Origin of the sequence: Aeromonas sp. FDAARGOS 1416 (assembly GCF_019048085.1) — a bacterium.
Classification (GTDB): domain Bacteria; phylum Pseudomonadota; class Gammaproteobacteria; order Enterobacterales; family Aeromonadaceae; genus Aeromonas; species Aeromonas veronii.
Map to the genome: position 1 here is coordinate 3,420,670 of NZ_CP077301.1, position 19,254 is coordinate 3,439,923.

At 58.8% G+C, this 19,254-nt stretch carries 14 protein-coding genes, 1 tRNA gene and 1 riboswitch; of the genes, 11 read left to right on the forward strand and 4 right to left on the reverse strand.

The genetic code is table 11. The features are described 5' to 3' along the window. Positions 1 to 424 precede the first annotated feature (424 nt). From yjeM to I6L46_RS15495, 5 genes are all read left to right on the forward strand, one after another. Entirely contained in the window at positions 425 to 1,891 is a 1,467-nt protein-coding gene (yjeM, locus tag I6L46_RS15475; protein ID WP_120416097.1) for a glutamate/gamma-aminobutyrate family transporter YjeM, read from the forward strand. 259 nt (positions 1,892 to 2,150) lie between these two features. Then, positions 2,151 to 3,062 carry a D-alanyl-D-alanine endopeptidase gene (pbpG, locus tag I6L46_RS15480; protein ID WP_019444871.1) on the forward strand — a complete coding sequence of 304 codons (912 nt, stop codon included), beginning with the start codon at positions 2,151 to 2,153 and terminating at the stop codon, positions 3,060 to 3,062. A gap of 223 nt (positions 3,063 to 3,285) precedes the next feature. Continuing rightward, positions 3,286 to 4,323: an acyltransferase gene (locus I6L46_RS15485; protein WP_216976231.1), complete on the forward strand. Its 1,038-nt coding sequence runs from the start codon at positions 3,286 to 3,288 to the stop codon at positions 4,321 to 4,323. Positions 4,324 to 4,614: 291 nt separating this feature from the next. Beyond that, complete coding sequence (locus tag I6L46_RS15490; protein WP_216978062.1) at positions 4,615 to 6,663, forward strand: TonB-dependent siderophore receptor; 2,049 nt, start codon at positions 4,615 to 4,617, stop codon at positions 6,661 to 6,663. 20 nt (positions 6,664 to 6,683) lie between these two features. Continuing rightward, positions 6,684 to 7,349 carry a PepSY-associated TM helix domain-containing protein gene (locus tag I6L46_RS15495; RefSeq protein WP_323930503.1) on the forward strand — a complete coding sequence of 222 codons (666 nt, stop codon included), beginning with the start codon at positions 6,684 to 6,686 and terminating at the stop codon, positions 7,347 to 7,349. 239 nt (positions 7,350 to 7,588) lie between these two features. Here the strand turns inward: I6L46_RS15495 and I6L46_RS15500 are convergent. Beyond that, positions 7,589 to 7,674, reverse strand: a tRNA-Leu gene (locus tag I6L46_RS15500). Between the two features lie 143 nt (positions 7,675 to 7,817). On the opposite strand from I6L46_RS15500, the gene I6L46_RS15505 reads away from it, so the two are divergent. Together I6L46_RS15505 and I6L46_RS15510 are read left to right on the forward strand one after the other, a co-directional pair. Further along, positions 7,818 to 8,351: an RDD family protein gene (locus I6L46_RS15505; RefSeq protein WP_005336420.1), complete on the forward strand. Its 534-nt coding sequence runs from the start codon at positions 7,818 to 7,820 to the stop codon at positions 8,349 to 8,351. Between the two features lie 112 nt (positions 8,352 to 8,463). Then, a protein-coding gene (locus I6L46_RS15510; RefSeq protein ID WP_216976233.1) for an IS3-like element ISAs31 family transposase occupies positions 8,464 to 9,683 on the forward strand; the annotation gives its coding sequence in 2 pieces (ribosomal slippage) (positions 8,464 to 8,812 and positions 8,812 to 9,683; 1,221 coding nt in all). A 67-nt stretch (positions 9,684 to 9,750) separates the two neighbouring features. Here the strand turns inward: I6L46_RS15510 and lptG are convergent. Further along, the gene (gene lptG / locus I6L46_RS15515; RefSeq protein WP_216976235.1) at positions 9,751 to 10,821 is read right to left on the reverse strand and encodes an LPS export ABC transporter permease LptG; all 1,071 of its coding nucleotides are present in this window, start codon (positions 10,819 to 10,821) and stop codon (positions 9,751 to 9,753) included. Positions 10,822 to 10,846: 25 nt separating this feature from the next. Beyond that, positions 10,847 to 11,959, reverse strand: coding sequence for an LPS export ABC transporter permease LptF (gene lptF / locus I6L46_RS15520; protein WP_216976237.1), 1,113 nt, complete (start codon positions 11,957 to 11,959; stop codon positions 10,847 to 10,849). 172 nt (positions 11,960 to 12,131) lie between these two features. On the opposite strand from lptF, the gene pepA reads away from it, so the two are divergent. From pepA to I6L46_RS15535, 3 genes are all read left to right on the forward strand, one after another. After that, complete coding sequence (gene pepA, locus I6L46_RS15525; RefSeq protein ID WP_005336423.1) at positions 12,132 to 13,640, forward strand: leucyl aminopeptidase; 1,509 nt, start codon at positions 12,132 to 12,134, stop codon at positions 13,638 to 13,640. A 174-nt stretch (positions 13,641 to 13,814) separates the two neighbouring features. Further along, complete coding sequence (locus I6L46_RS15530; protein ID WP_005355220.1) at positions 13,815 to 14,270, forward strand: DNA polymerase III subunit chi; 456 nt, start codon at positions 13,815 to 13,817, stop codon at positions 14,268 to 14,270. 65 nt (positions 14,271 to 14,335) lie between these two features. Then, positions 14,336 to 17,188 carry a valine--tRNA ligase gene (locus I6L46_RS15535; RefSeq protein ID WP_041210087.1) on the forward strand — a complete coding sequence of 951 codons (2,853 nt, stop codon included), beginning with the start codon at positions 14,336 to 14,338 and terminating at the stop codon, positions 17,186 to 17,188. A gap of 67 nt (positions 17,189 to 17,255) precedes the next feature. Here the strand turns inward: I6L46_RS15535 and I6L46_RS15540 are convergent, their stop codons facing one another. Then, complete coding sequence (locus tag I6L46_RS15540; RefSeq protein ID WP_216976240.1) at positions 17,256 to 18,242, reverse strand: sodium:calcium antiporter; 987 nt, start codon at positions 18,240 to 18,242, stop codon at positions 17,256 to 17,258. 88 nt (positions 18,243 to 18,330) lie between these two features. Next, a riboswitch (yybP-ykoY riboswitch) is annotated at positions 18,331 to 18,437 on the reverse strand. Between the two features lie 172 nt (positions 18,438 to 18,609). Between I6L46_RS15540 and I6L46_RS15545 the strand changes: the two genes are divergently transcribed. After that, entirely contained in the window at positions 18,610 to 19,197 is a 588-nt protein-coding gene (locus tag I6L46_RS15545) for a superinfection exclusion B family protein (RefSeq protein ID WP_005336432.1), read from the forward strand. The last annotated feature ends 57 nt before the right edge of the window (positions 19,198 to 19,254 follow it).

Sequence of the window (19,254 nt, forward strand, 5' to 3'; positions counted from 1 at the left end):
ATTGGTGCGTATTTATCAGGCAGGATGGCGTAATTCACTCCGCCAAATATGCCGAATACCAATAGTGGAAATAAGTGTCGGCCCGGGCGTAAATGTTTACATCCGCAACGTATCAATTAACTGGCAGGTCTGTTTATTTCAACCACAGCTTCATTCGGGAAACTTACCTGCCCAGCAACATTAATGATAAAATCGTTCACAGTTAATTTTCGGCAACGCTGACCAATATCGCGCATGGCACAGACCATGCCGCTCCGCCCATACATTCATTGACCGCCTGACGGGTAAGCCAGCCCGGTCAGAGATGACCTGATCGCGCCCGCCACAGCAGGATGGCATGGCGCTACTGCGTTATTAATGGGTCCGGTTTCGTCTGTTTAATTTTTGATTATTTTAAATCCAGCACCATCAGGGAGTTTTTAATATGTCAGCAAAAAAGCTGAAGTTGGGCGCCTTTATATTGATGATATTAACATCGGTATTTGGCGTCACTAATATCGGGATCGGTTTTTACCGAATGGGATATGCCGCCATTCCGATGTTCGTCATTGGCGGTCTGTTTTTCTTCATCCCGTTCATTTTGATGATGATCGAATTCGGCACCGGCTTTCGTAAAGAGGCGGGCGGCATCTTTACCTGGATGCGCCACTCGGTCTCGACCCGATTCGCCTTTATCGGTCTGACCATGTGGTTCGCTTCCTACGTCATCTGGATGTTTGGCAAGGCGCTCTCCATGTGGGTGCCCCTCTCCTTCATGCTGTTTGGCCGCGACATCACCGTCATCCCGGTCACCCTGGGCACCGGCATCGACTTCGGCCCCTTTATTCTGGGAGTTGTCGCCATCGCGCTGGTTGCCACCGTCACCAAGCTCATCACCCTGGGTAGCGCCCGCTTCGCCAAAGTGGCGGCCATCGGCGGTCTCTCCGTGGTGGCACTCAACGTGTTGCTGCTGGTCGGTGGAGTCTTCACCTTCGCGGTGAGCGGCATGACCCTGCAGGAGCCCTTCACCCAGGCATCGCTGACGGCCTCTCCAAATGCCGCTTTCAACGACATCATCCCCTTCCTCGGCTTTATGGTGTTCGCCATCTTCGCCTACGGCGGGGTCGAGGCGATGGCCGGGGTGGCTGACGAGCTGGAAGATCCCGAGCGCGACCTCAAGCGCGGCATCTTCCTCTCCGGCGCCTTCATCGTGCTCTGTTACATCATAGGCTTTCTGGCGGTCGGCTCCATCATGCGCTGGAGCGACTTCCCGGCCGAGGGGATCACCTCTCTCTCCGCCCTCTTCATCATCATGCTGGAGCTGGGGCGCCATCTCGGTGGCGAGTGGCTGGGACAGGTGTTCATGCGCTTTGCCGGATTGGGCATGTTCCTGAGCTATCTGGGTGCCTTTATCGCCCTCTCCTACGCACCGCTGCGCCAGTTCATCACCGGCACCCCGAGCTACTTCTGGCCGGAGCGTTTCCAGCGCGAGAACGAGAATGGCGTACGGATTGAAGCCCTCAAGGTGCAAGCCTGGGTGGTCTGTCTGTTCATTGCCGCCAAGTCCATCTTTACCCTGATCAACCCGGAAGGGGCCGCCGCCCTCTATGAGCTGATCATCACCATGACCAACGTCGGCATGACCCTGCCCTACATGTTCCTCATCTACGCCTGGTATCGCTATCGCAACAACCCGGCGCTGGACAAGGATCTGATCTTCTTCAAGAGCGCAGGCTCGGTACTGCTGGCTACCATCATCAGCCTGATCCTGGTCGCCTTCGGCAACGTCTTTACCGTGGTCGCCCCCTTTATCTCTGGCGATATATCCACCGGCGTCTGGACCATCATTGGCCCGCTGCTGTTCGTGGTGATCGCCATGCGCTTCAAGATCAAGCAGGAAGATACCCACTAAACGGTAAGCAATGCTCCATGCCAATCGGGACCGTTCTGGTCCCGATTTTTTTAGCGCTGGCTTCCGCTCGCCATCACGGCCAGCCCATAGTTTCAATGTAAAAAAAGACTCTATGGAGACCTGTTTTACGCTCTCCTCGCCGTCAGAGCGCGCTCAACGCCGTAAATTATCAATATCAAGGTGAGAATGATTGTGAAGCGCCAGTTCACGACATATAACTTAGCGAGATATCCCTGTATTTCGTCTGGTAGAGCTGATCATGATGATGCGTTCCCTTCTTCCCCTGTTGCTTGGCGCAGTAATGCTGCCGGCCACTATGGACAGTGCCCATGCCAACCCCTTTGCCGCCAGCAGCAAGAGCAGCAGCGGCTTTCTCGAGCGACGGGATGTGCCCAACCTCAGCTCGGCTGCCTTCGTGGTGGCCAACCACAGAACCGGCGAGGTGATCTCCGAGCGCAACGGCAACCGGGTAATGCCCATCGCCTCACTCACCAAGCTGATGACGGCGCTGGTGGTGCTGGATGCCAACCTGCGCCTCAACGAAATGCTCACCGTGACCAATGCCGACATCGACCGCATCAAGGGAACCGGTTCACGACTGGCCATCGGCTCCAGGCTCAGCCGCGCCGAAATGCTCCATATCGCCCTGATGTCCTCTGAAAACCGCGCCGCCTCAGCGCTGGCCCGCCACTATCCCGGCGGCCAGCGTGCCTTCGTCGAGGCGATGAATGCCAAGGCCCGCATGCTGGGGATGTGGAATACCCGCTACGCCGACAGCACAGGGCTCAACCCGCGCAACGTCTCCACCGCGCAGGATCTCGCCAAGCTCGCCGCCGCAGCGGCCTCCTATCCGCTGATCCGCCAGTACTCCACCGACGAGCAGAGCTATGTGCGCACCAACAAACGCCAGCTGCACTACCTCAACTCCAACCGGTTGATCCGCGAAGGGCAATGGGAGTTCACCCTCTCCAAGACCGGCTATATCCGCGAAGCGGGCCGCTGTCTGGTGCTGGGCACCAAGGTCAATCGTGAGCCGGTGATCATGGTGTTGCTCAATGCCGAGACCACCAACGATCGGGTCGCCGACGCCAAGCGGATCAAAACATGGCTGGAGAGCTCGGGCAGAACCACCCTGGCCGCCAACCAGAGCAGCATGCTGACTCACCAGTAAGCTCGAGATCCCCAACCAAGCGAGGCGCCCGCCTCGCTTTTTTTATCTGCATGAGCGCGCCCAAAAAACGGGAGCCCGCTCCCGTTACAGGTAACACCTTCCACCATCCCGTTACAAAATGTAACTACCCAACAGCGTGATTCACACTAATAGAATCAATTGGTTGTAACCTAGCAGCGAGAATTTTAGCGTGCCATCACAACCCCTGTAACGACGAGCCACCATGCGTATTTCCAGTATCGAGTGCGGGCGGGTACTGGCTATTCTGGCCGTGATGACCATTCACGTATCCCCCTTCGCCAATCCGTTCAATCCCGCCCTGTGGGGAAGTGGATCCTGGCTCTGGCTGAGCGGCACCATCAACCAGTTATGCCGCTTTGCCGTGCCGCTGTTTTTCCTCTGTGCCGGTTACTTTCTGCAGCCGAGGCTGAGCCGCGAAGCGCCGCTGACCGTTGCCTGGCGCTACTGCCACCCCTTGCTGCTGCTCTGGCTGGTATGGAGTCTGGTCTACCTGCTGGTGCCGTTCAATCCGCTGGATGCCGTGCAGCAAGGCTATCTGGCCTCCCTGCGCGGGCAGTGGCAATTCCAGCTCGGCGCCCCCCTCAATGGCTGGCTGGTGGGCGGCATGATCCACCTCTGGTTTCTGCCAGCCCTGGTGATGGCGGTGGCCCTGCTGGCACTCTGCTATCGGCTTGGCAGACCATCGCTCGCCCTCTGGCTGGGTCTTGGCCTTTACCTGCTGGCGCTGCTGGGGGGCTCCTATGCCAAGCCGCTGCTGGGCGCCGAGTGGCCACTGCTCACCCGTAACGGCCCCTTCTTCTCCCTGCTGTTTGTGGCGCTTGGCGCCCTGCTGCGCCAGCGTCAGTGGCAGCCCGATGCCCGCACCGGCTGGCGACTGCTGCTGGTGGGCGTGGCGCTCTATGGCTGTGAAGCCTGGGCGCTGCAGCACTTCGCCGGGGTGCCACTCACCCGCCACGACTTCCTGCTTGGCTCTCTTCCCTGGGCTATCGGCCTGTTTGGCCTGCTGCTGGCCAACCCCGAGTTGGGCAAGGGCAGCTGGCTTGAGCGCCAGGCCCCCAAAGTGCTCGGGATCTACTGCCTGCACATGATGCTGGTGGTCTGGCTCTTCGTGTTCGGCCCGCAGGGCGCATCCATCCTGTGGGAGATCGCCAAGGTGCCGCTGCTGCTGGGATCATCTCTGCTGGCCTATCGCCTGATGGTGGCCCTGCCCCTCGCCCGCCGACTGCTGCGTACTCGCTGAGTCCGATATCCGGCCCGTCCTATCGGGCCGGATACCTCTTCACGTTTCGTCTCTTTCTCTTCCGCAACGCCCTTTTCCCTCGCTTCGTTCTCGCGGTTTGCTGTAATGGCTCTGCTTTTCAGCCGAGCTCCCCCGACCGCACAACCCGTCCCCAATACCCCCTCCATTTTCACCTTGCCAGACAAATGAAAATCAATATCATTGGCATCCCGCTTTGGCGGGGCAGGCTAATTATAATTAAATCAATATGTTCGAGCCGTCAGGTCGACATCCAAAGAGTCAATATTGAATATGCAGCACCCTCACTTTCGCAGAACGCTGGTCTCGCTGGCACTGTTGGGCACCGGCTTCACTGCCCAAGCCGCCGATGAAACCATGACAGTGGTTGGCAAACGATCCCAGCATCAGGAAGTTGCCACCGCAACCCGTACCAATACGCCAGCCAAGCTGGTGCCCCAGACCATCGACAGCGTCAAGGTCAGCGAGCTGACCGCCTTTGGCCAACCCACATTGAGCGAAGCTCTGGTCGGCATTCCAGGTGTTGATGCAAGCGGTGATACCCGCTTCGACGGCGTCACAATCCGCGGCTTTAGCGCAGGCACGGATTTCTATCTCGACGGATTCCGCGACGACATGCAGTACACCCGGGATCTCGGCAATATCGAACGGGTAGAAGTGCTAAAGGGCCCGGCAGCAGTACTCTACGGACGTGGTAGCAGCGGCGGCATCATCAACCGCATCAGCAAAAAACCGCAGAAAGGGCAGGAGTCCAGCGTCACAGTACGCGTGGGCAGTTACGATTACCAACGCATGGCCGCAGACCTGAGCGCCGAGCCGAGCGAGGCGGTGCAACTACGGCTCAACGTCGCTCAGGAAGACAACGACAGCTTCCGTAATGGCGTGCACGGCAGACGTACTATGGTGGCACCAGCCATGAACTGGGATATCACTGATCGATTGAGCTGGCTCCTGCAATACGAACGCAATGAATCTCACCGCACGCCGGACCGCGGTATCCCCGGCCTTAACGGTCGCCCAGCAGATGTGCCACGTGACGCCGTCTATAGCGATTTACGGCGTGACTACATCAACGATCTGGCACAGTCGGCACGCTCTCGCTTCACTTGGGATGTAAACGACGACTGGCAGGTGCGCCAGCAACTGAGCCTGATCGATCTCTCGAGCCAGTTCGATAACACATACGTCACTGAAGTAACCAGCAAAGCGACGGTGAAACGTTCCCGTTGGCAACAAGACTTGCAGACCCGCAACCTCGCCTCCAACCTAGAGGCGGAAGGTCAACTGCAAAGCGGTCAAATAGCCCACACTCTATTGATAGGCATTGAACAGGGGTGGCAAGAGCGCAGCCCGAAACTGTGGAACAGCCCCAAGTCAGCCATGCTTGAGGGTGATATCTACACCCCAGACAGCCTTCCTACCTATGACGGCAAGATGCCTCTCTTCTCTGACAAGCAACATAAAATCCGCAGTATCGGGACTTATGTACAAGATCAGCTCTCAATGGGCGACTGGACACTGCTGCTAGGCCTGCGTTATGACCAATTCGAGGTCAACAGTCGTGACAATAAAAACCCGGCTGAGGAGACAATCTCCAACCACAGCCTGAGCCCGCGCGCAGGATTGGTATGGAATCCGATAGAAGAACACGCTTTCTATCTCTCTTACAGCAAAAGCTTTATGCCCAATGGTGGTGGCGTGACAGGCCTTAACCAGATCGGTGATAAAAACAACACGCTAGACCCAGAACTGACCCGTCAATATGAAACCGGCGTCAAGAGCGACTGGCTAGATGGCAAACTGGCAACCACCCTCTCCATCTACCGGCTGGAGATGTATAACAAACGAACCAAAGATCCGCTCGATCCCAGCAAAATACTCCTCACTGGCCTGCAACGTACCGACGGTATCGAACTCAGTACACGAGCTCAGCTGAACGACGAGGTTTATCTCCGCGGCGGCATAGCTCTGCAAGATGCAGAAATGGTGGAAGACTCCATCAATAAGGGCAATCGCCCAAGCAGCGTATCACGCCTAAATGGCGAACTGTTTGCCGGTTATCAGCAAGGAAAGCTCGGCTGGTTCGGCGAGAGCGGTGTTACCGCTGTGGGTGATCGCTTTGCTGACAATGCCAATACCACGGTGCTCCCCGGCTATGCACGCGTTGATGCCAGAGCGGGCTATCGCTGGCAACATTGGGAAACGCAGTTCGGTATGGAGAACCTGTTTGACACTCACTACTACGTAAGTGCTACCGGCGCCTCTCAGATCATGCCCGGCTCCCCACGGCAGGTTAATTTGACTACGTCCTACCGTTTTTGATCCAGTGACAACCACCCCAACTGGCCAGCCCCTGCTGGCCAGTTTTTTATGAAGCAACCACGATGAAACGCAGAAGAGTTCCCCTTCACAACAACAAATGGGTACGCCGCCTCCATGCCTGGGCCGGTTTTTTTACCCTCGCCCTGATGCTGATGTACGGCATCACCGGTCTCTGGCTGCAACACCGTGCCGTGTTGCCCATCCCCGGCCCCCACACCGACAAATCGAGTGAAGAGATAGTGCTGGAGGCGCCACTCGCCAGCCCGGAGCAGCTGAAAAACCTGCTGCAACAGCGCTATCCCGATACCTTTGCCGACGGGCGAACCATGATCACCCCGGCCCAGACCCTGCCCACCCCGAACGGCCCGCTCACCCTGCCCGCCAAGTGGGAAATGCGCGGCGTCACCCTCAGCCAAAGCGTGGCCGCCAGCTATGTCGAGGGTACCTTGCTGGTACGTACCGACCTGCAGCAAGCCAACTTTGCCGCCAGCCTCAACCGGCTGCACCGCGGCATGGGTACCGGCCTCGGCTGGCAGCTGTTTGGCGATATCGCCGCCCTGGCCCTGCTGCTGCTCGCCCTCACCAGCCTGTTTATGTGGACCAAGCTGCATGGCACACCCAGAGCCATCATAGCGCTGACGCTCGCTGGTAGCCTCGGGACCCTGCTGTTTGCCCTGCTGGGGTAACGCAGCAACCATGATCTGATGCAGCAAGGTTTGGAAAGAAAACCGCAATAGAAACAGGCCGCTGGCGGTGATGCCGTCAGCGGCTATATCAAGAAAAGGAAACAACGGAGAGAGGGAAAAGAGAAGGGATACCAAGAGGTAACGGGAAGTACTGCCAGCTCAACAGTAACGCTCCAATGTGCAGGAACGCTAAAAAACAAAAGGCCATCATTGCTGATGGCCTTTTGTCATGAATTTGATGGTGCCCGGGGTCGGACTCGAACCGACACGGTTATTCACCGGCGGATTTTGAATCCGCTGCGTCTACCGATTTCGCCACCCGGGCAACTGCGAGGGATTATACGAATGGCGCGATGCCATGCAAGGTGTTTTTCGATTGAACACTCCCGTTTGTTCATTTATTCAACGCCTTGCCGATGCGGGGCCAGTTACATAGAATGCCGCCATCATCTTAATGGAATAAAAACGATGGCCAAGCCTAAAAAAGTCCAACAAAAATCCCCCTCTCCCGCCACTCAGCCATACCCGTCAGCGGGTCTGCTGCGTCGCCTCGGCGCCCTCATCTATGATGCGCTGGTGGTGACTTCGCTGCTGATCATCGCTGGCTTCATCGGCATGGGTGTCGCCAAGCTGTTGCTGGTCACCGGCATGGCCAGCGTACCGGCGGGTGAAGATACCGTCTGGTTGCTGACCCGCCACCACCTGAGCCTGATCTACACCCTGTGGCTCGCCTTCGTCATCTGCGGTTTCTACACCTGGTTCTGGACCCGTGCTGGCCAAACCGTCGGCATGCGCGCCTGGCGGCTGCGCATTCAGAACGAGGATGGCAGCCACATCCGCGTTACCCAGGCGCTGATCCGTCTCGCCACCGCCGCCTTTGGTCTGGGCAACCTGATGTGCCTGTTCAACCGCCAACGTCCGCGGGCGTTTCAGGATATCTGGGCCGAGTGCGAAGTGATCGTGCTGAGCAAGCAGGAAAATCTGGAATTGCTTAACAAGTAATACCGAAGCAATGCAGCAACGAAAGAGGGCACCAACAGGTGCCCTCTTTGCATTTCCTCTGTGCCGTCCTGAATATGGTTTACACCTTTCCCCCCAATAAATGGAGAACCCGATGGGACAAGGTGTGAAACGGACACAGCGCGATTACTCGCTGACTTTTAAACTGGCACTGGTCGAGCAGATTGAAAAAGGCGAGCTCACCTACAAACAGGCTCAGGTGCGTTATGGCATTCAGGGCCGCTCCACCGTTCTGGTATGGTTGCGTAAACATGGTCGGCAAGATTGGAGCCAGGGGGCTTCTGTACGCGCCGGCAGGAGCATCACCATGCCTGACCCCGACAACCAGACGCCCGAACAGCGTATCAAGGAACTCGAGCAGCAGCTGGCGCTGATGAGTCAGAAAGCCCAGTTCTTTGAGGCCGTCGTCGATGTACTGAAGAATGACTACGGCGTCTCCATCGTAAAAAAGCGACCCGGCAAGTCCTCTCGCAGCGGCAAGTCGAGAGGCTGACCATTGTCAGGGCTTGCCTGTTTCTCGGGATAAGCCGGCAGGCTTACTACAAGCGCAATCGGGTCGCCGACGAGCGCCATGCACAGGGATTGCAGGTGGTGCGCTTCGTGCGTCAGGTTCGACTGCGACAACCGCGGGTGGGCACTCGCAAGCTGCATTATCTGCTGCAGGGTCAGGATGATGACGGGCTCAAGGTCGGGCGGGACAGGCTGTTTCGGATATTGACCGAGCACCGCCTGCTGGTGCCACCCAGACGGGCGTATCACAAGACCACCCACAGTTTTCACCGTTTCTACCGTCATCCCAACTTGCTCAAGGCGGGGCCAGAGCAGGTTACGCCGGTGGCCCCGGAGCAGGTCTGGGTTGCAGATATCACCTATCTGCCAGCCAGGAGCGGACCGCTGTACCTGAGCCTGGTGACGGATGCGTACTCACGCAAGATAGTGGGCCATCACGTGCACGAAGGGATGCATGCCGAATCGGTGGCGATGGCGTTCAAGAAAGCGCTGAAGCAACGGCGTGGCGGCGGGGAGCTAATCCATCACTCAGACCGCGGCGTGCAGTATTGCTCGGGACTGTATCAATCATTACATGAACGGTACGGGGTGAAATGCTCGATGACGGATGGGTATGACTGTTATCAGAATGCGTTGGCGGAGCGGGTGAACGGGATTTTGAAAGGAGAGTTATTGTTGCAAAGCCCGCAGGATTTGGCGCAAGCGCGGGAGATGGTGCGTGAAGCAGTAGATATTTACAACGCGGAGCGGCCGCATCATGCGTTGAAATACAGAACCCCCGATGCGGTACATAGGGGGTTCTGAGTAGAGAAATGCTAGTTGAAAATGTGTAAACCTATTTCAGGACTAGACACTCATAACCTCGTGCGGATTACTGCTTGCGGCTTAGGATGTAGAAGGAGATGCCGCCAAACAGCAGGCTGGGCGCGATAGCCGCCAGAATCGGCGGTACCGCATAGACCAGACTGATGGGACCAAACACCCGATCGCTCACATAGACGGCAAAGCCGGTCATGATCCCCATCAGCATCCGTGCCCCCATGCTCACCGAGCGTAGCGGGCCGAAGATGAAGGAGGAGGCCAGCAGGATCATCGCCACCACCGAGAGCGGTGACAGCAGTTTGCGCCACATCTCCAGCTTGTAGCGACCGGCATCCTGCTTGTTGGCATCGAGATAGCCGATGTAATCGAGCAGACCGGAGACCGAGAGGTTCTCGGGGTCGATACTCACCACCCCCAGCTGTTTGGGTGTCAACTCCGAGCTCCACTCCATGTTGTCATGCTGTTCGCTGCGGATCTGCGCCGGGTCGTCGAAGCGGGTAACCTGGGTCTGCTTGAGCAGCCAGTGGTGGCGCTCGAACACACCCTCCTGCGCCTGCACCACGTCGATCAGCTTGCGCTCGGGGGTGAAGCGATAGAGGGTGATGCCGGTGAGGGCGCCATCATTACGCACACCATTGATATTGACGAAGTTGTTGCCATCGCGAGCCCACACCCCGTAGGCGGAAACCGTCAGACGACCTTCGGAGAGCGCGCCCGCCTTGATGTCATCAGCTATCCGCTTGGCGGCGGGGGCCACATATTCCCCCATCAGCCCTACCATGATCATCAGCGGGATCGCCGTCTTGAGCGCCGCCATCACGATACTGATCTTGGAGCGACCCGCAGCCTGCATCACCACCAGCTCGGAGCTGGTAGCCAGCTGACCCAGACCAATCAGGCCACCCAGCAGCGCGGCCAGCGGGAAGAAGAGCACCGCCTCCTTGGGCATGGAGAGCAGCACATAGTAGAGGGCGTTGATCATGTCGTAGTTGCCGTCACCGACCGACTTGAGCTGCTCCACATACTTGATGAGCGCTGCAAGGCCAACGAGCGTGATTTCACACAGCAGGATCGACATAAAGATGACCCTACCGATATACCTATCGAGAATGCCAAACATCAGCAGAAGTTCCTATGTTGCAGCATCATGCTGATTTTCTGTTGAAATAGCGCCCTTTCACCCCGTTCCACCAGCTGGTTCCCTGCAGATTGAGGGGCAGGCCGATAAACAGCAGGTAACCGAGCGGCACCAGGAACATCCCCGGCCAGTAGGGCAGCCGACCGCTGTCGATGGCCGAACGGGCGGCGCTGAGCAGCAGGAAGTAGGAGAGATAGAGCATGATGGCCGGCAGCAGCTTGGCGTAGCGCCCCTGACGGGGATTGACCCGCGCCAGCGGTACCACCAGCAGGGTCAGAACCGGAATGGATAGGGGCAGCGAGATACGCCACTGCAATTCCGCCATCATGGCGTTGTCCTGGGTACCGAACAGTTCCATGGTCGGCTTGGCCGCCGCCTTGCGGTTGGAACGCTCCATCTCTTGCTGGCGGATCACCAGACCATATTCGCGAAAATCGGAGATCTGGAACTGCTTGCCGGAGAAGTTCCCCTCGTAGCGGGAGCCATCCATCAGGGTCAGCCACTGCAGACCGTTCTCATCGACCGTCACCACCCCTTCGGTCGCCACCACCACCGAGGGAGGATTGTTCCCCTCCGCCCGCTGCAGCACGAAGATCTTTTGCAGTTTTGAGCCGTTGTCGTTCAAATCCTGGATATAGGCAACCAGACGCCCCTTGTCTAGCTCCATAAAGCGGCCAGGCTGCAGGAAGGAGATACCCGGATCGGCTTTGAACTGGTCGATCACCTGCGACTCGCGCTCCTTGGCCTGCGGAGCGATCCAGCCGGTGTTGAACGCTGCGACTGCGGCAGTCAGCAAGGCTAGCAACATGGCGCTGCGCATCACGAAACGGTGGCTGAAACCAACCGCATGCATCACCGTCATCTCGCTTTCGGCATAGAGGCGTCCGTGAGCGAACAAGATGGCCAAAAACAGGCTGATTGGCAGCATCAACAGCGCCATATTGGGCAAGTTGAGCAGCAGCAGGGTAGAGACCAGACGTGTCGGCACCTGGCCATCGGCGGCATCACCGAGGATCTTGATAAATTGTTGGCTGACAAAGATAAGCAGCAATACGAATAACACTGCCAGCTGGGTTTTCAGGGTTTCCCTGAACAAATATCGGAAAACGATCACAGTCATTCCCAAGTAAACTTGTGTTTTTAGTCGAATGCCTGAAAAATAGGGCCGTATATTGGATTTTTACCAGTTTGAACTGCGGAGCCTGTGGCTGTTCGCTCCGCCTCTGATACCCCAACAAGCACCGCATTATTCAATAAAAGGTGCCTTTTGTCTTTAGGATGTAGGAGATTCCATGGAGTTCAGTGTAAAGAGTGGCAGTCCAGAGAAGCAACGGAGCGCCTGCGTCGTAGTCGGCGTATTTGAGCCTCGTCGCCTCTCTCCGGTTGCCGAACAACTGGACAAGATCAGCGATGGCTATATCAGTTCGCTGCTGCGCCGTGGCGACCTGGAAGGGAAACCAGGCCAGATGCTGCTGCTGCATCAAGTACCGGGCGTGCTCAGCGAGCGCGTACTGCTGGTCGGATGCGGCAAGGAGCGGGAACTCGACGAACGCCAGTACAAGCAGATCATCAACAAGACCATCACCACCCTGAACGAAACCGGCTCCATGGAAGCGGTCTGCTTCCTCACCGAGCTGCACGTCAAGGGTCGGGATACCTATTGGAAGGTGCGCCAGGCGGTAGAAACCACCAAGGCGGGCCTCTACAGCTTTGATCAGTTCAAGACCAACAAGGCCGAGCCACGTCGCCCGCTGCGCAAGCTGGTATTCAACGTGCCGACGCGTCGGGAACTGACCATTGGTGAAAAAGCCATCGCTCACGGTCTGGCCGTGGCCAAGGGTGTGCGAGTCTGTCGCGACGTGGCCAACATGCCGCCCAATGTCTGCAACCCGGCCTATCTGGCCTCCCAGGCCCGTCGTCTGGCCGATGCCTACGACAACATCACCACCAAGGTGGTGGGCGAGCAGGAGATGGCCGAACTCGGCATGAACTCCTATCTGGCGGTGGCTCGCGGCTCCGACAACGAAGCCATGATGGCCATCATCGAATACAAGGGTCATCCGGATGCCAAGCCCATCGTGCTGGTCGGCAAGGGTCTGACCTTTGACTCCGGCGGCATCTCCATCAAACCGGCCGACGGCATGGACGAGATGAAGTACGACATGGGTGGCGCCGCCTCCGTGCTCGGTACCATGCATGCGCTGGCCCAGCTGCAACTGCCGATCAACGTCATCGGCGTACTGGCTGGCTGCGAGAACATGCCGGGTGGCAACGCCTATCGTCCGGGTGACATCCTCACCTCCATGTCCGGCCAGACCATCGAAGTGCTCAACACCGATGCGGAAGGTCGTCTGGTGCTGTGTGATGCGCTGACCTATGTGGACCGCTTCGATCCGGAAACCGTGATCGACGTGGCGACCCTGACCGGTGCCTGCGTCATCGCGCTGGGTCACCACACCTCGGGTCTGCTGGCCAACCACAACCCGCTGGCCCACGAGCTGCTCAACGCCTCCGAGCAGGCGGGTGATCGCGCCTGGCGTCTGCCGCTGTTTGACGAGTATCAGGAGCAGATCGACAGCCCGTTCGCCGACATGGCCAACATCGGCGGTCGTCCGGCCGGCACCATCACCGCAGCCGCCTTCCTGTCACGCTTCACCAAGAAGTACAACTGGGCCCACCTGGATATCGCCGGGACCGCCTGGAAGAGTGGCAAGGACAAAGGCTCTACCGGTCGTCCGGTGCCCCTGCTGACCCAGTTCCTGCTGAACCGGGCTGGCGTGGATATCGAAGAGAAAGAGTAACTCTCCGGCCCCTGCCGATGGCTGCATCGGAAGGGTTGGCGTTACCCTGAACCACAAGGAAGAGGCCCGCCTCTTCCTTGTTTCATTCTTGAATCAGTGAGCTGCGGACGGTAAACGCCCCGTCAGCCTCATGAGGCGGTCAACAGTCCGTCACCGCAAAACGGGATCAACCTGATGAGCCAAGTGACCTTTTACCTGATGAGCGAACAGGATGACGCGCAGGCCTCTGCGGTCGAGCGACTGGCCTGCACTCTTGCGGCCGAGTCGTGGGGCGCGGGCCATATCTACCTGTTCTGCAACGACGAGGCTCAGGCTCTGCGCCTCGACGAACTGCTGTGGCAACTGCCGCCGGAGCGCTTCGTGCCGCACCAGCTGCAGGGCGAAAGCGGTCAGGCACCGGTGGAGATCGGCCACCAGCCGCCACGCCGGCGCTACGCCCGCCTCATCAATCTGGCCAAACAGACACCTTTGTTTGCAGGACACTTCGCTCAAGTGGTAGATTTTGTCCCCACTGACGAAACACAAAAGCAGCAAGCCCGCGAGCGCTACAAGCACTATCGCCAGGCAGGCCATGCCCTCGAGATGAGGGATCAGCCCGTCCTTGCCGCACCGGATCCGGCGCAGCCCTGACTGCGCCGCCTGTGATCCACGACGAATCAACACCAGAATCCATCCATCCAGATTACGGCGAGACCATGGAAAAGACTTTTAATCACAACGCCATCGAACAGGCGCTCTACCAGCACTGGGAAGCTCAGGGCTACTTCAAGCCCCACGGCGATACCAGCAAAGACTCCTTCTGCATCATGATCCCGCCGCCGAACGTCACCGGCAGCCTGCACATGGGTCACGCCTTCCAGCAGACCCTGATGGATACCCTGATCCGCTACAACCGCATGCAGGGCAAGAACACCCTGTGGCAGGCAGGTACCGACCACGCCGGTATCGCCACCCAGATGGTGGTTGAGCGCAAGATCGCCGCAGAAGAGGGCAAGACTCGCCACGATTACGGCCGTGATGCCTTCATCGACAAGATTTGGCAGTGGAAGGAAGAGTCCGGTGGCACCATCACCCGCCAGATGCGCCGTCTGGGCGACTCCGTGGATTGGGAGCGCGAGCGCTTTACCATGGATGAGGGTCTCTCCGCCGCCGTGCAGGAAGTGTTTGTCCGTCTTTACGAAGATGGTCTGATGTACCGCGGCAAGCGTCTGGTGAACTGGGATCCGAAACTCAACACCGCCATCTCCGATCTGGAAGTGGAGAACCGCGAGATCAAGGGCCACATGTGGCACCTGCGCTATCCGCTGGCCAACGGCGCCAAGACTGCCGAAGGCAAGGATTACCTGATCGTCGCCACCACCCGTCCGGAGACCATGCTGGGCGATACCGCCGTGGCCGTGAACCCGGAAGACCCGCGCTACAAGGCGCTGATCGGCCAGCACATCCTGCTGCCGCTGGTGAACCGTCTGATCCCCATCGTTGCCGATGAACACGCCGACATGGAGAAGGGCACCGGTTGCGTGAAGATCACCCCGGCCCACGACTTCAACGATAACGAAGTGGGCAAGCGCCACAGCCTGCCGATGATCAACATCTTCACTCTGGACGCCCACGTGCGTGCCGAGGCCGAAGTAGTCGATACCAACGGCAACCCGAGCACCGCCTATGACGCGGCCCTGCCGGCCGAGTTCGCCGGTCTGGAGCGCTTCGCCGCCCGTAAAGCGATTCTGGCCAAGCTGGAAGAGCTGGGTCTGCTGGACGAGATCAAGGATCACGTGCTGCAACAGCCTTACGGCGATCGCGGTGGCGTGCCCATCGAGCCGATGCTGACCGACCAGTGGTACGTGCGCGTGGCACCGATGGCCAAGACCGCCATCGAGGCGGTGGAAGATGGCCGCATCCAGTTCGTGCCGAAGCAGTACGAAAACATGTACTTCTCCTGGATGCGCGACATTCAGGACTGGTGCGTCTCCCGTCAACTGTGGTGGGGTCACCGCATCCCGGCATGGTATGACGATGCCGGCAACGTCTACGTTGGCCGCAGCGAAGATGAAGTGCGCGCCAAGCACAGCATCCCGTCCGTGACTACCCTGCGTCAGGACGAAGACGTGCTCGACACCTGGTTCAGCTCCGCCCTGTGGACCTTCTCCACCCTGGGCTGGCCGAACAACACCGAGGCACTCAAGACCTTCCACCCGACCGACGTGCTGATGAGCGGCTTCGACATCATCTTCTTCTGGATTGCCCGGATGATCATGATGACCATGCACTTTATCAAGGACGAAAACGGCCAGCCGCAAGTCCCGTTCAAGACCGTCTACATCACTGGCCTTATCCGTGACGAAGAGGGCCAGAAGATGTCCAAGTCCAAGGGCAACGTGCTGGACCCGCTCGACATGATCGACGGCATCTCGCTGGAAGATCTGCTGGAGAAGCGCACCGGCAACATGATGCAGCCGCAGATGGCCGAGAAGATCGCCAAGCGTACCGCCAAGCAGTTCCCGGAAGGGATCGATGCCCACGGCACCGACGCCCTGCGCTTCACTCTGGCAGCGCTGGCCTCTACCGGTCGTGACATCAACTGGGACATGAAGCGCCTGGACGGCTACAACAACTTCTGCAACAAGCTGTGGAACGCCTCCCGCTATGTGCTGATGAACACCGAAGATCAGGATTGTGGCTTCAACGGCGGCGAGATGCAGTTCAGTCTGGCGGATCGCTGGATCCAGTCCCAGCTGCAGGTGGCTATCCGTGACTTCCGTACCGCCCTCGATACCTATCGCTTCGACATCGCGGCTGGCGTGCTGTACGAATTTATCTGGAACCAGTTCTGTGACTGGTATCTGGAGCTGACCAAGCCGGTGCTGACCAAGGGTTCCGAGGCCGAGCAGCGCGCTGCCCGCCATACCCTGGTGACCGTGCTGGAAACCCTGCTGCGTCTGGCACACCCGATCATCCCTTTCATCACCGAGACCATCTGGAAATCGGTCGCTCCGCTGGCTGGCGTACACGCCGACACCATCATGATTCAGGCCTTCCCGGAGTTCGACGCCGCCAAGGTAGACGAAGCCGCGATGGCGGATCAGGAGTGGGTGAAGGAGTTCATCGTCAGCATCCGCAACATCCGCGCCGAGATGAACGTGGCGCCGAGCGTGCCCCTGAACGTGCTGCTCCAGTGCGATGCCAAGGATGCCCAGCGCGCCGCTGACAACGAGGCCTTCCTCAAGTCGCTGGCCCGTCTGGAATCCATCCGCGTACTGGCGGACGGTGAAACCGCTCCGCTGTCAGTGAAGAAGCTGATCGGCGCTACCGAGCTGATGATCCCGATGGCCGGTCTCATCGACAAGGATGCCGAATTGGCCCGTCTGGCCAAAGAGGTTGCCCGTCTGGTGGGCGAGTGCGGCCGTATCGAAGGCAAACTTGGCAACGAAGCCTTCGTCGCCAAGGCGCCGGAAGCGGTCATCGCCAAAGAGCGCGAGAAGCTGGAAGATTACCGTCTCCAGCTGACCAAGCTGGAAGCCCAGCAGGCCGAGATCGCCGCGCTGTAAGCACCGCCCCAACCGATACAACAAAGCCCCCTGCCAAGGGGGCTTTTTCATATCCGCGCTTCCCGCTTCAGCTCACCAGCAACCAGCCGCAAAAACCGAGATAGAGCAGACCGACCAGTGCCAGCCGTCCGGCGGTCATGGCCCCCTTTCTGAACCCCCACCAGAGCAACCCCACCGCCAGCAGCGTCACCAGCGAGGAGGCCATCATGGCGCCATCCAGCAACCAGGGGGTGAAGAGCAAACAGAACGCCTTGGGGATAGTGCCCTGGATCATCATGGCTCCGGAGATATTGGCCAGCGCCAGCCGGTTCTTGCCCTGCCGCACCCAGATCAGCACGTTCATCAGCTCCGGCATCTCGGTCGCCACCGGGCTCAGCAGCAGGGCCGCTAGCACCGGCGAGAGGCCAAACAGCTCGCCCATGCTCTCCAGCTGATGGACAAACAGCTGGGCCGCCAGCGCTACCACCACCAGTGCAGCCAGCGTCTGCAGCAGCACCTTGCCAAGAGGCGGGATCCCGGCATTTGGAGCCAGCTTGAGAGGCTCAGGCAACTCGACCTCATGGCTGTCGCTCTGCTTCAGCTCGCGCCTGACATAGACGAGGTAGACCAGCAGGAAGAGCGGGGCCAGCCAGCTCTTGCCGGTAAAGGCGACCAGACCCAGTACAGTGGCCACCAGAAAGATTCCCATAAACCAGCGCTGATCCCGGCCAATCTCGCGCTGTACCTCGCCATCGATGGCCCGTTCGGTACGCCCCATGCAAAGCAGCAGGGTGAGGCCGACCGCCGCGTAGCCGATGGTAGCCAGCACCAGCGGCCCGCCGAGGGCGGCACCGATGCCAATCTCTTGCTGGGCGGTCGTGTTACCCATCAGCAGGGCGGTCAGGGTGACGATGCATTCGGGCAGCGCCGTACCCAGTGCAGCCAGCAGCGAACCAGTGGCACTTTGCGAGAGTTTGAAGTGGTGTCCGGTCCATTCGATGCCGTTGACGAAGTATTCGCAGGCAAGGTAGATGGTGACCGCAGAGACGAGAAATAACAGCAGGGTAATCAACATAATAGATACCGCCAGGCGAGCAGAATAACCGATGGACCCGATATGGCTCGCCCGGCTGGCGTGCATATCGAGGCCAAAGGTCTTGCAGAGCGATAGTGCCTATCGCCGCCCATGCCATGGATACGAGGATCCAAGAGTGTTGACATGGGCCCGGCCCGGAATGCGGGCGGGTTGCTACTCCCCAATGACTGAGTGGACGTTTTAGCAACTCGACCGCCGCCTCACAAGGCAAATTAATGACAACTCATTCAATAAGTTGTAAGGGAATGTAACCTCGCCAGCCCTTCCTCTCCGCCGCCATTGCGCTGTTGGCACACCGATTGCTGTAGATAGCTCACTATCCACAACAGTTTGGGAAGGATGAACAATGAAACGGTGGATCCAACATTTTTATCAACTGAACCGCCTCAATTGGCTGATGGTCTGGTTGTTGCTCTGCTGCAGCATCATTCTGCTGTTTCCGGCCGGGCTGATGAAAGGGGCCGTCAGCCAGTGGGCTGCGGATCATGCGGCCTGGCTGGGGGTCGGCATGCTGATCGCCATCTCCTACTTCTGCAGTCAGGGCTTCCTGATCGCCTGGGAGTGGGCGTGCGAAGAGTGGCAGGCGCGCCGTCAGCAGGACCAGCTGGCCCAGATGATCGGCTTCCTCGACTTCAACGAGAAGGCGGTGCTGCGCGAGTTCGTGCTGCAGCGTAAAAGCGTCATAAACTTGCCGATCACCGAGCCCGCCGTCAAAAACCTGATGGATGCCGGCGTCCTCACCTACGCCTACGGCAAGCCGACCCGGGAGAAGGATGACGAGAACCAGATCCGCGCTCTGATGATCGCCCTACCCGCCCGACCGCTGCTCACCTACAAGGTGCTGGGACTGTCGCGCGGCAAGATGAGCGACGAGCAGGTGGAGCAGATCATGAATGCCAGACCCAAGTTCGCCCAGAAGGGGTTCCAGCGCTAACCGCCGCCCAACCGCCAGATGCAAAAGAGCCGGACATTGTCCGGCTCTCTCGTTTCT